This is a genomic window from Turicibacter sanguinis, assembly GCF_013046825.1.
GTDB lineage: Bacteria > Bacillota_I > Bacilli_A > MOL361 > Turicibacteraceae > Turicibacter > Turicibacter sanguinis.
The window spans coordinates 2119277-2131749 of sequence record NZ_CP053187.1; the positions used below are offsets into that span (position 1 = coordinate 2119277).

Annotated in this window: 11 protein-coding genes; 9 read left to right on the plus strand and 2 right to left on the minus strand. The window is 35.0% G+C overall.

Going from position 1 to position 12473, the window contains the following annotated elements; translation table 11 throughout:
- Positions 1-113: 113 nt before the first annotated feature.
- Positions 114-545 (minus strand): hypothetical protein, encoded by a 432-nt coding sequence (locus tag HLK68_RS10255; protein WP_006783581.1) that lies wholly within the window; start codon positions 543-545, stop codon positions 114-116.
- A 339-nt stretch (positions 546-884) separates the two neighbouring features.
- Here HLK68_RS10255 and HLK68_RS10260 point away from each other — a divergent pair, with 339 nt between their 5' ends.
- The 6 genes from HLK68_RS10260 (at position 885) to HLK68_RS10285 (ending at position 7634) form a co-directional block, all read left to right on the plus strand.
- Positions 885-2723 (plus strand): ABC transporter ATP-binding protein, encoded by a 1839-nt coding sequence (locus HLK68_RS10260; RefSeq protein WP_006783582.1) that lies wholly within the window; start codon positions 885-887, stop codon positions 2721-2723.
- Positions 2711-4495 carry an ABC transporter ATP-binding protein gene (locus tag HLK68_RS10265; protein ID WP_006783583.1) on the plus strand — a complete coding sequence of 595 codons (1785 nt, stop codon included), beginning with the start codon at positions 2711-2713 and terminating at the stop codon, positions 4493-4495. The genes HLK68_RS10260 and HLK68_RS10265 overlap by 13 nt, the downstream gene beginning before the upstream one ends.
- 337 nt (positions 4496-4832) lie before the next feature.
- Complete coding sequence (locus HLK68_RS10270) at positions 4833-5633, plus strand: HAD-IIB family hydrolase (RefSeq protein ID WP_009606790.1); 801 nt, start codon at positions 4833-4835, stop codon at positions 5631-5633.
- A 123-nt stretch (positions 5634-5756) separates the two neighbouring features.
- Complete coding sequence (locus HLK68_RS10275; protein WP_006783586.1) at positions 5757-6551, plus strand: hypothetical protein; 795 nt, start codon at positions 5757-5759, stop codon at positions 6549-6551.
- Positions 6552-6649: 98 nt separating this feature from the next.
- Positions 6650-7378: a hypothetical protein gene (locus HLK68_RS10280; protein ID WP_006783587.1), complete on the plus strand. Its 729-nt coding sequence runs from the start codon at positions 6650-6652 to the stop codon at positions 7376-7378.
- Positions 7379-7487: 109 nt separating this feature from the next.
- A complete protein-coding gene (locus tag HLK68_RS10285) occupies positions 7488-7634 on the plus strand; it encodes a hypothetical protein (protein ID WP_006783588.1) in 147 nt (48 codons plus the stop codon).
- 26 nt (positions 7635-7660) lie between these two features.
- Here the strand turns inward: HLK68_RS10285 and HLK68_RS10290 are convergent, their stop codons facing one another.
- The gene (locus tag HLK68_RS10290) at positions 7661-8263 is read right to left on the minus strand and encodes a C39 family peptidase (protein WP_006783589.1); all 603 of its coding nucleotides are present in this window, start codon (positions 8261-8263) and stop codon (positions 7661-7663) included.
- A gap of 676 nt (positions 8264-8939) precedes the next feature.
- Between HLK68_RS10290 and HLK68_RS14595 the strand changes: the two genes are divergently transcribed.
- From HLK68_RS14595 to HLK68_RS10300, 3 genes are all read left to right on the plus strand, one after another.
- Entirely contained in the window at positions 8940-9536 is a 597-nt protein-coding gene (locus HLK68_RS14595) for a helix-turn-helix domain-containing protein (RefSeq protein WP_238843574.1), read from the plus strand.
- 198 nt (positions 9537-9734) lie between these two features.
- Positions 9735-10184, plus strand: a complete 450-nt coding sequence (locus HLK68_RS14600; protein ID WP_331251157.1) for a tetratricopeptide repeat protein — start codon at positions 9735-9737, stop codon at positions 10182-10184.
- 79 nt (positions 10185-10263) lie between these two features.
- Positions 10264-12429 carry a DNA topoisomerase III gene (locus HLK68_RS10300; RefSeq protein ID WP_006783591.1) on the plus strand — a complete coding sequence of 722 codons (2166 nt, stop codon included), beginning with the start codon at positions 10264-10266 and terminating at the stop codon, positions 12427-12429.
- Positions 12430-12473: the final 44 nt, after the last annotated feature.

Sequence of the window (12473 nt, forward strand, 5' to 3'; positions counted from 1 at the left end):
GGCTTTAAAAATAATTTTTCTATATGGTAATAAATGGTTTTTTAGGGGCGGGGAGTTAAGGGAAAATAAAAAAAGCTATTGATTATATTCAATAGCTTCAGTTTAAAACAAATTTAGTAACGTCGACATCCTCGTTTAGTAATGAAATCACCTGTTTCTAATTGGTAGAAATCTTCTGACTCTCCAATGACACGACGTAAATCACCTGGACGGAGGACGGTTGTCGCATGAGCATCAGGAGATGCTTCGGTTAAAACTGGGATATTACTGATGACTTTAACAACAAATGGGTCTTCTAATGTGATGACTTCATTCGTTGCTGCAACTAACACCTCACAAAATTCTTTACTAATCCACCCCGGTTTAATTCGATACATGTCATTGACAACGGACGAAACAGAATAGACTTGCCCAACCTTTGCACAAACCATCATTTTTGAGGTGTTTGAAGGATCTTTGTGAATGGTGGCATGATCTAAAACAGCAATTAAAAACTTGTCATTTGGAACATAATACGTGTTTTCGTTATATTTCACATTAGCCATCTTTATCAATCTCCCTTTAGGTGAATATCATCTTTCTCTATCAGTATATGTTTGAATTTTTTATATTTTCCCATGATTCGTCTAATTTTCGAAAGAAATGAATAAGTTTGTTAAGGGATGATGCGTAATTAGGCTTTAGATCATAAGTGGTAGGGGGAGAGAATGGATTTTATGAAGTATCAGGTGATAGATGAGGCGTAAAAGACGTTTAATAGTCCTCGAACTTTAGAGAAATTTTTAAACAAGAAGGTTTGTTTATCGAAAGAATATGAAGTTTTAGGGGCTATTTTGTTAACGATGGATAGAAAAATGAGGATTTAACTAGGGGAGGCATTAATCATGAATGAGAAATCATCAAAGGATGTTAATCGAAGGGATTTAAATCATTTAAAGTATTTGATTTCACACGCTTGGAAATGGGATAAGTTATTATTTGTTTATTATGGTTTATTTACATTATTAACAGCCGTGCAACCCTTTATCAGTTTGTTTTCGATTAAGTGGCTGATTGATGAGTTGACGACAGAAATGAATGTGATAGTGTTAGCTTGTATTTTAGGATTCTTTTTGCTCGGTGGGGTAATGGTTAATGCCCTTGTTACATTCATTAAAAATTTATATATGCCCCGTCTCATTTTACTGCGTTTTAAGTTTATAAATCAGATGCAACGTAAAGCTATGAAGATGGATTTTAGATATACAGAAGATCCCAAAACATTGGATGATTTAGAAAATGCCGGGCAAGCTGTTTCTTCAAATCATGTGGGAATTGAAGGGGTTTTTCATAAGTTGTTTGAGGTATCGGGGAGTTTAGTGTCGTTACTGACATATATGAGTTTATTATTTATGCTCAGTCCATGGGTTCTTTTATACTTATTTTTGAATATGCTGTTTGTTTACTATTTAACATCTAGAGCGAAAAAATATGAATTCTCTAAAAAAGATGAAAATGCAGCGTTAAATCGCCGGTCGAGCTATTTGTATAATACGATGTCAGATTTTAAATTTGGAAAAGAGATTCGCATTTATCAATTAGGGATTTGGCTTTGTGAAAAATTTAGAGGGATAAAAGGAGAACACTTACAGTTAACGAAAAAAATTCAAAAGCGTTATTTGGGCGTGAGTTTAGTGGATGCAATCTTGATTTTAATTCGAGAAGGAATTGTGTACGCCTATTTAATTTATTGTGTCTTAGCAAAGGGATTAAGCCTTGGAAGTTTCTCCATGTATTTTACGAGTATTAGTCATTTCACGACGACCTTGCAAAGCGTAATGGAAGATTTAGCTCATCTTCGTTTGCAATTATTGTATGTCAATCATTTTAGAACTTTTTTAGAGATTCAAGATGAGCTACCATTAGAAGAACCAACCCCTATTCCGTTGCTTAAACCGTATACGATTGAGTTTAAAAAGGTGAGTTTTAAATATCCAAACAGTGAACGTTATATCTTTAAAGATTTATCGTTTAAAATTAAGGCAGGAGAACGCTTGGCCATTGTTGGCATAAACGGAGCAGGAAAAACAACGTTGGTTAAATTAATAACTCGTTTATATGAACCAACAGATGGTGAAATATTATTAGACGGGATTAATGTTAAAAATTTGGACCGCGCCAAGTATTTCGACTTATTCTCAGTCGTGTTTCAAGATATTAAAGTGTTGGCGTTTACGGTTGGTGAAAATGTAGCGATTCAAAATCGTGATGTCCTTGACCGTGCAAGAGTGATGGAATGTTTAGAGCAGGCAGGGATTAAAGATAAAATTGCATCCTTAAAGCATGGCATTGAGACGCCGATGTTAAAAGGTCTTGAAGAAGAGGGAATTGAGTTATCGGGAGGTCAAAATCAAAAATTAGCATTAGCGCGGGCACTCTATAAAAATGGAGACATTGTCATTTTAGATGAACCCACTTCAGCGCTTGATCCGTTAGCAGAGTATGAAATTTATCAAAACTTTGATGCCTTGATTGGAGATAAGACTGCCATTTATATTTCTCACCGATTATCAAGTACACGTTTTTGTGATACGATTGCTTTTTTTGAAAATGGGGAGATTTTAGAGTATGGTACTCATGAGGAACTGTTAGCGAAAAAGGGGCGTTATGCGGAAATGTTTAATATTCAAGCACAGTATTATCAGTTAGAGTCAGTAGAGGAGATGGCAGCATGCGCAAATTAATAGAACCCTTGATGAAAGATTTGAACGTGATTTTCTTTTTATTTCGATTGGCCTATCAGATTTCAAAGACCTATCTTCCCATTGTCATCACCTCATCTATTGTGACGGCCTTGATGCCATTTTTGAATTTGGTGATGATGAAGCTAGTCATTGATGAGTTGACCGGTTCTAGAAGGATTGAGGTTTTTATCTGGTTGGTTGGAATCGTGGTGCTTGGAAATTTGGTGTTAAATGTGACATCGCGTTGTTTGAAAACGAAGGTGGAGATTAAAAATGAGGAGTTGTTAAATGGATTTGACGCGATGGTGGGTGAAAAAATCATGAGCCTTGATTTTCAAATGATTGAGGATCCAAAGATTCTAGATTTGAAAGAGCGTGCGTTATTTCCGATTCATAATCAGGGGGCAATGTATCGGGTCATGGAATATTCGATGACGTTATTTTCAACCATCTTAACGATGATTGGATTGATTGCCATGATTTCGATGTTAAATCCGTTGATGATTCTATTTTTGTTTTTAATGGCAATTTTATCAGCGTTCATTAATAAGAAGGCACAACAAGTGATGTTTAAATTTTATCAACTCTTGATTCCAGTTAATCGTAAGTTTAGTTATTTTGGAAACTTAACGAGCGATTTTAGTTATGGAAAAGAGATTCGTTTATATAAAATGGACGATTTAATCATGGATCGTATTGAGGATTATAATCACACGACGTTAACGGTCTTTACTGATTTATATGAAGTGCTTGGGAGATATGCAGCTTATAGTGAAGTGATGATGCAGATTCAGATAGTGTTCGTGTATCTTTATATGGTATATAAAGTCATTGTTAAATCGATTGGACTGGGTGATTTTACGATGTATGCCTCAGCTGCAACACAGTTTGGTCAGTGTTTATCACAAATTTTAAATACCTACATGGAGCTATCTCAAATGTGTCGATACATGGAATCGTATATAGAATTTGATGCATTAAAACCAAGTGTTTTAAGTGGGAAAGAGACAGATGTACCGATGGATAATCTGACACTTGAGTTTAAAAATGTGTCATTTAAATATCCAAAAAGTGAAGTTAATGTGCTAAATAACGTTAATGTGACGATTCTGCCAGGTGAGAAATTATCCATTGTTGGACTCAATGGTGCGGGGAAAACAACCTTTATTAAATTATTAACGCGTTTGTATGAACCAACAGAAGGAGCCATTTATTTAAATGGGGTTAATATTTTAGAGTATGATTTAAAAGAGTATTTAGCTTTAATGTCTGTCGTTTTCCAAGATTTTAAATTGTTCGCTTTCTCGGTTAAAGATAACATTGTGTTTAATCAAGTGGAGAAAGATGAAACGATTATTGAAGTATTAAGAGAAGCGGGATTTGAAAAAGATTTGGCTAATCTTCCAAAAGGAATCGAAACGCCTATTTATAAAACATTTGAAGAAGATGGTGTCGAATTTTCAGGTGGACAAAGTCAAAAAATTGCGATTTCCCGGGCAATATACAAAAATTCCCCGATTGTCATTTTAGATGAACCGACATCTGCTCTTGATCCGATGACTGAGTATGATATTTATCACCGTTTTAATGAATTAGTGGGAGCTAAAACAACGATTTATATTTCTCATCGTTTATCGAGTTGTTTATTTTGCGATCGAATTGCAGTTTTTAAGGATGGACAGATTGTTGAACTTGGAACACATGATGATCTGATGAAAGAAGGAGGCTTATATCAAGAAATGTATCAAGCACAAGCACAATATTATATATAAGAGACGATGTGATGACGGTTTTTGAAAGTGCTGGATTTGAATAGGAGGGAATGACGTATAAAGCCATGAATCATGATCGCGATAGATTCGTGGATTTACTTTATGATTCACTTGAAAAGTTATTAAAGATAGCTATCTCGATTTGAGATAGCCTTTTTAGTTTACTCAGCCCTTTTGAGGGTTAAGTTTTTTTGACTTGATAAGCAAAATCGAAATGACATAAAACCGATAGATATGATTATTGATTGATGAAGTGAAATCAGTAAATTAAGGGAGATGAATTGTTTTTTTAGTGAAAATATTTTAAGATATTAATTAGAAAGTTAGGTGTTTTTAGATGAAGTTATTTGCATCAGATTACGATGGGACGTATTGTAAACATACAAAGCTTGGACGTCAACAATTAAAGGAAAATATTAAAGCAACTAAAGAGTGGCAAGAGATGGGGAATTTATTTATTTTCGCGACCGGTCGACCGATTTCATTAATGAAAATTGAACAGAAAATACATGGTCTAGTGTATGATTATATCGTGGGTTTAAATGGAGCAGTTATTGTCTCAAGTGATGGACAAGTTGTCTTTCGTCAGACGATAAAAAATGAAATAGCTAAACAAATTGTTGAGCTTATTCAAGAAAAAAAAATAACACAATATATGGTCACAGATGGATTAAATGGCCATTATTATACGACGTTTCATTTATTTAAAAGGGAATACTACCTATTTAAGATTTTGAAATGGACACATCGTTTGTTTAACTTAACGTTAACACAGGCACTTGAGCAACCAGTGGCCCAGATTGCAGTGAAAACGAACAGTCATGAAGAGGCTATTCAATTTGCCAAGATTATTAATGAAACGTTTGGTCATGAAGTAGTGGCCTATGCCAATTTACTACATGTCGATATTTGTGCCAAAAACTTATCAAAAGCAAGTGGGGTTTTTGAGGTGGCTAAGCGTCATCGAATTGAAACAGATGCGATTTATTGTATTGGTGATAGTTTTAATGATTTACCGATGATTGAGGCCTATCATGGCTTAACCATGATTGAAGCCGTTGATGATCTTAAGAAGCAAGCAGAAGCCGTTTTTAAAACGGTAAGTGAAGCATTTATCTATGCAAAAGAAAAGGTTTAGTCCAGGAGTGGGCTAAACCTTTTTCAATGGAGTCAAGATGACTTTTTGAAATATCATCATTTTACGGTATAAAATCAAGTCAAATATCACTACACTAAAAGAACGAAGAAAGGATGACTGACTATGATTATAATTGATTCAAAAACCCCACTCGATCTCTTTGAATTTGGTGTTATTTGTTATTGTCCAGATGCCAAGGAACTATCTGAACATGGACTGGTGATTAACCGAATGAATGAGTTTGAGTATTTAATTGGAAGGATCGATTTTATGCCGGATGAAACCCCATCAACAAAAGACTGGTTATTTGATAGATATCATCCAGGTATGATTTGGAGATGTCCAGAGGTATTAAAAGAGGCCTTGCTTGATCAAACCTTATTATTTCAAGATATCATCAGTCATTGGCTTCGAGCAGATGAATCCATTGGATTAATTAATACAGCTTTTAAAGTGGCATCCCTAACGTTATTAAATGATTACTTTCCACGAAAGGACTTAGTGATTCAATCATTAAATACGATTTTTTTAACGGAATCTCAACTCCTTAAAGAGATTCCCCTTCGTCAATCTGCCTTTTTTAAAGATCAATATGAGGGACAGTGGATTATTAGTCGAATTAATGTTTCACTATTATGTTTGGTTCAAGTTTTCTATGAGGCAACAAATTCGACTTTAAAGCTAATATCAGAAGCTTTTATGATTAACGAACTCGCTCTTTTGGTGAAGAAAGATCAGTTTAATGAGATGGAATGGGAAGAACTGACTTTAGCACAAGTACTTCTATTGAAAAACGTCATGCAACAGTCTTGCTCGCATCAAGAATTAAGTGAGCCTTTTAAACAAGCATTTCGAGTTTATCCGATGACAGACGTTCAAAACTGGATGAGTCCTCTTAAATTAAACCTAAATAAGTAACGATTAGGTTAAATTTAAAAAGATAGGGCATAGGCACTCAACTATTAACTCGTTGTTGGATATAATAACGTGACACAGTAGAAGAAGGAGGGGAGTTTATGTTCTATCGAAATTTAGCACCGGTGATTCCAATGATTTTGATGTCCAATCAGTTCCATCGACGTCCTGAACATCAAAATCATTCAAATTATGGAAGTGGTCAATTTAATTCAAGTCATGAAGAAGATGGATTTTTTGAAAATGACGAGATGTTTGGAGGTGGAGTTGTGGGACCATTATTAGTGGGAGGATTAACCGGCGTAGCACTAGCCAGTCTTTTTGGAAACAAACAAGCATATGCAGCGACACCATATCCAACACAAAGTGCATACCCAATGCAAAGTGCATACCCAATGCAAAGTACGTACCCAATGCAAAGTGGGTATGCGTACCCAGTATCAACTTACCAACCACCTATTCAAGCAAGTGCCCCCTATTATCAACAGGTACCGATGGTAACTCAATCGATGCCAACTCAAGCACAAATTGTGAAGCCAAATACCGTTTCACAAGTGCAAGGGGGGGAACCTAAAATGCCGGCCATTCAAAATATGCCAAATGATATTACGATTCAAAAGCTAGGACAAGCTTATGTAACAAATCCACCGATGCCAAGCAATCAAGTCACGAATTCGATGCCTTATTACATGTTTTCAATTCGTAAAGAGCTACCCGATGAGATGAGAGGAATCATGCCTTTGCAAGGAAATATGATGTATCGTGTGATAGCTAGTCAACAGATTTGGACTGTGATCCCAAGTTATACATCTGTCAGTTATTTAGGATGAATGAGGCAAACCGACGAAGTTACTTCTTCGGTTTTTTTTATTGTTTTCGTATATTGATTAGGTACGCAAGGAATACTAAATGATATACAAAAAAAAGGTAGTGAGAGCTATGACAGTCACATTAATGATTCAAATTGCATTAATTCTTTGTGTAATCAGCATCAGTATTCTAGGAGTTTTTGAAGTGATGATGTATGATGCTTTTGAACAGGAAATAACAGAAATCCGTGATGAACTCGAATCCTTAGAGGAATAAAAAAAGTAATCTCGATAGATTACCTTTTAATGAGGAGAAATAGTGAAGTAAATTTGGTTGAAAATCGGAAGACCGTTGTTCCAAAGCTTAAGGAAATAATCCGTCGTTATCGTCCGATTGCCAGGGTGCCCATTATTTTCATCGAATGATTTAAGGGAGTCAAAAAAGTACATTTCATTTGTCGTGTCATCATATCCAACCAGTGTCATATAATGCTGCCAATTTAAAGAGTTTCCAATTAGGACGATAATTGGAGTTCCGGCCGTTAGTCGTGTTTTTAATGTTTCAAGGCTCCCCGTAAACATTTCAATGTTGTAGGCAGAATCCTTAAAATAGTTCAGGATTCCTTTGGGAAGAACATATCCTGAGACTGGAATTTTATAGTTGAGTTGATGATAGATATTCAGACCTGTTTGGCTTTCATGATAATGGCGAAGAACGTAAGCAATCGAGAAGGCGGAACATTCATTTATGATTTGTGTTTCAAAGGAATTCTCTTGCTCAATTGAAAAAGAAGAAGGAAAGGATATAGGAATTTTATCGTGTTTTGGAAAGGGGGATAAAAAATATAGAGTTAATAAGAGCATCATCATCAAAATGCCTAAGCTTGTATAAATGAATTTTTTCAATAAAATCACTCCTTTTTATTTAAATTATACTATAATTCTGTAAAAAAGGAAAATAAAGTAATTTAATCGAATTATGTCTAAAAAACATCACTCTAAAGGCTTATAACCAGTGATGTTTTTTTTCTTTAATTTAATAATCGGTATGTAATAAAATGAATGGTAGAAGTGGCAATTAATGTTAGTCAAAAGGTAGGTGATTTGCGATGATTCGATGGATAGTAGGGGCTATTCCGAGTGCTTTACTCATTATTTTTACTCATTTTATTATATGGTTAAATGAAGATCCAACCCTGTATCCGAGTAGGACATACTCTCTTGTATTTATCCTCACAAATTTACTTTTATTTTTCATTCAAGCTGTTACTTGCTCGGCATTACATCTTTCTAAATGTTTAATGTTAGGGATTTATTGTTTTATCACCATTCTATTGATTCTCTTTAATTTACTTTTCATTAAATTTCAATGGGTTTTGGAGTACCTCATCTTGCTGACGGTACTTTATTTCATTTATTGTTTGTTTGAGCATAGAAAGCGAATAAAAAAAGATTATGAGCTGTTGTAATTCATGAGTTAAATTGAGCACTTACCAGGCTAATAGAAGTTTAAGAAGTAGATAATGAAATAAAAATAGTTTAGAATGGATTGTAAGATAAACGCTAGATGGAGTGGGTAGAGTTGTTTTTAGGAATAGGTGATAAAGTAAAGAAATGTCGTACAGTATATGCTTTAAAACAAGCTTCGTTTTCTAAATTTGGGATTAGTCAGCATTATTTAAGTATGATTGAAAGCCAAAAACGGCAACCTACACTCGAAATGATTGATCAAATTTATGATGCATTTTATATATTAACTAATGGGGAAATTAAAAATTTATATACAAAAGAAACGTTTAGATACACAGAGGAAGAACAAGCCTTTGCTTATTTAACAAAAAAATGTCAAACTGAAAGAATCCCACTGCATTATCACGAGTCATTAAAAATTGCACAGCAATTTAATTTATGTGATCTTTTATACCGTTTAAATGTTGGAATGGGTGAACATTACCAATCTATTCTACAATATGAAGTGTCGACTAATTATTTTATGAAAGCCATTCATGTTGCAAATGGTATCCATTGTAATTTAGCCTACTGTTATCATCAATTAGGTCATAATATGAAAGAAACCGATAATTATAAAGTTGCCTTAATGTACTATTCATTGGCTGCCCAGTATACAGATGATAAGATGACTGCCTATTACTACCGTTTACGATATAATATGGCTTGAATAAATTTAGAACTTGAGAAGTATGCAGAAGGTTTGGAAGAAATAGAATCAATTTTAATTCAGTGTCAGGACAGTGAGACCCTCGCTGGAACATTAATGTTAAAATATTATGCTTTTATCAAAATGAAGAGATATCAAGAAGCTTATGAGTTGATAATTGACTTTATAAATAGGGAAAAATATGAGTATTATAAGGGAATGGCTTATCATAACTTAGGAGGGGTATTAATGCTAAATCAGAATTATGAAGAAGCCTTAGTTACAGTTCAAAAAGCTATTAAAATCAGAAAAACGCTCTTCCAACGTCAATTATCTAGACTTTTAGAGGGTAAAATTTATTTTTTATTAGATCAATATGAAGAAGCTAAGCAATGTTTTCTTGAATCGAAAGAAGAAATTATGGAAGGGGGAAATCAACGCTATGTAAAGGAGTGGTATGAATTCTCACTGAAGTTAGCTTATTCAATGAGTGACAAATCGCAACTCTCAATGTTGTTAGGTGAAATGAGAGATTTGGTGAAAAAAGGATGTTTAAGCGAAGCATTTTTAAATGGGCTTAAATTGGAGCTAATTAGATGGTATTGCCAAAGCGAATGCGATGAACTAGATGAAATGAAACGAGATTGTCTAACGATGATTTCAATCTAGACCATGATGAGAGTCATGGTCTTTTTGCGTACAATTTGATACAATAGATGAGTACTTTAAAAACGTGGAGGATGAACTCATGAGCAAACAATTAGTGTTAGCTGAAAAACCATCCGTTGGACGCGATATTGCACGCGTGCTAAACTGCCAAAAACAAGGCAATGGTTATTTAGAAGGAAAAGATTATATCGTAACGTGGGCGCTTGGACATTTGGTGACGCTTGCTGATCCTGAAGCTTACGATGTGAAATATAAATCATGGAATTTAGAAGATTTACCGATGTTACCTAAGCATTTTAAATTAGTGGTGATGCCAAAAACTTCAAAACAATTTAAAGCGGTTAAAGAACAGATGTTAAGAAAAGATGTGTCTGCTATTGTTATTGCAACAGATGCAGGACGTGAAGGAGAATTAGTCGCGCGTTGGATCATTGAAAAAGTTGGGGTTAAAAAGCCGATTAAACGTTTATGGATTTCATCTGTAACGGATAAAGCAATTAAAGAGGGATTTAAATCATTAAAAGATGGACATCTTTATGATAATTTATATGCTTCAGCCATCGCCCGTTCAGAAGCGGATTGGATTGTTGGAATGAATGCAACACGCGCTTTGACAACGAAACATAATGCTTCTTTATCATGTGGACGTGTTCAAACCCCAACGCTTGCCATGATTGCTAAACGTGAAGATGAAATTAAACAATTTAAATCAAAACCTTTCTTTGGAATCAGTGCGATTAGTCATGGATTAAAGTTAACGTGGCAAGATAGTAAGTCAAAAGATGTTAAAACGTTTGATGAAGATAAAGTGACAGCCCTATTAACGACCTTAAATCAGCAACCAGCCATCATTGAGAAGGTAACGAAAGTTGAGAAAAAAGAGTATGCTAAAGGATTGTATGATTTAACAGAATTACAACGTGATGCGAACCGTTTATTTGGTTTCTCAGCGAAAGAAACGTTATCAATTATGCAAAAATTATATGAGCAACATAAAGCTCTGACGTATCCTCGTACCGATTCTCGTTATATCTCAAGTGATATTGTTGAAACGTTACCGGATCGTTTAAAAGCGGTGGCCATTGGTCCTTATCGTGGGGCAGCTAACGGATTATTAAAATCAAAAATCGTAGCCAATAAATCGTTTGTAGATGACAAAAAAGTAAGTGATCACCATGCCATTATTCCAACGGAACAAACGGTGTTATTAACGGATTTAAGTGATAAAGAACGTAAAATTTTCGACCTCGTCGTGAAACGATTCTTAGCGGTGTTATCAAAACCATTTGTATACGAGCAAACGACGCTTTTAGCTAAAATTGGGTCTGAGAACTTTACGGCAAAAGGAAAACGTGTGATTTCTGCGGGATATAAGGAAGTGTACGGCTTTGATGAAGATTCAGATGATGACCAAGTACTTCCGATTGTAGAAGAGGGCATGAAATTACCAATCTCAAGATTAATTAAGACACAAGGAAAGACACAACCACCGGCTTACTTTAATGAAGGAACCCTGTTATCAGCCATGGAAAATCCAGCACGCTTTATGAATTCAAGTGATAAAGAAATCGCGAAAACATTAAGTCAGACAGGTGGACTTGGAACGGTTGCAACACGTGCGGATATCATTGAAAAATTATTTAATGGTTTCATGATCGAGAAACGTGGTCAAGAGATTCATTTAACATCAAAGGGACGCCAATTACTTGAGCTGGCGCCAGCCGATTTAAAATCACCTGAGTTAACCGGGCAGTGGGAACAAAAGTTGAGTGATATTGCAAACGGTAAATTAAAACGTCAAGTTTTTGTTGGACAAATGCGTGAGTATGCGGTAGCAATCGTTGAAGAAATAAAAGGGAGCGACGCTAAATATAAGCACGATAATTTAACAACTACTAAATGTCCTGAGTGTGGGAAGCCCATGTTAGCGGTAAATGGAAAACGCGGTAAGATGTTAGTTTGCCAAGATCGCGAATGTGGAACGCGTAAAACAGTGTCTCAAGTGACAAATTCTCGTTGTCCAAACTGCCATAAAAAACTTGAGCTTCGTGGAGAAGGAGAAGGGCGCATCTTTGCTTGTACTTGTGGTTATCGTGAAAAGCTAAGCAACTTTAATAAACGTAAGCAAGAACAGAAAAAACAAGGAAGTAAACGTGATGTTCAAAAGTATTTACGTGAACAAGAAAAACAAGCAGAACCATTAAATTCAGCCTTTGCAGATGCATTTGCCAATTTAAAATTCTAATACATGAGGAGTTGTCAGACGACAACTCCTTTTTTAATAGGGGG

Bases quoted from the DNA above. Each gene is read 5' to 3' on its own strand.
- HLK68_RS10280 (WP_006783587.1), top strand. From the start codon at position 6,650: ATGTTCTATCGAAATTTAGCACCGGTGATTCCAATGATTTTGATGTCC.
- HLK68_RS10300 (WP_006783591.1), top strand. From the start codon at position 10,264: ATGAGCAAACAATTAGTGTTAGCTGAAAAACCATCCGTTGGACGCGAT.
- HLK68_RS10275 (WP_006783586.1), top strand. From the start codon at position 5,757: ATGATTATAATTGATTCAAAAACCCCACTCGATCTCTTTGAATTTGGT.
- HLK68_RS10265 (WP_006783583.1), top strand. From the start codon at position 2,711: ATGCGCAAATTAATAGAACCCTTGATGAAAGATTTGAACGTGATTTTC.
- HLK68_RS10285 (WP_006783588.1), top strand. From the start codon at position 7,488: ATGACAGTCACATTAATGATTCAAATTGCATTAATTCTTTGTGTAATC.
- HLK68_RS10255 (WP_006783581.1), bottom strand. From the start codon at position 545: ATGGCTAATGTGAAATATAACGAAAACACGTATTATGTTCCAAATGAC.
- HLK68_RS10270 (WP_009606790.1), top strand. From the start codon at position 4,833: ATGAAGTTATTTGCATCAGATTACGATGGGACGTATTGTAAACATACA.
- HLK68_RS10260 (WP_006783582.1), top strand. From the start codon at position 885: ATGAATGAGAAATCATCAAAGGATGTTAATCGAAGGGATTTAAATCAT.
- HLK68_RS14600 (WP_331251157.1), top strand. From the start codon at position 9,735: ATGGCTTATCATAACTTAGGAGGGGTATTAATGCTAAATCAGAATTAT.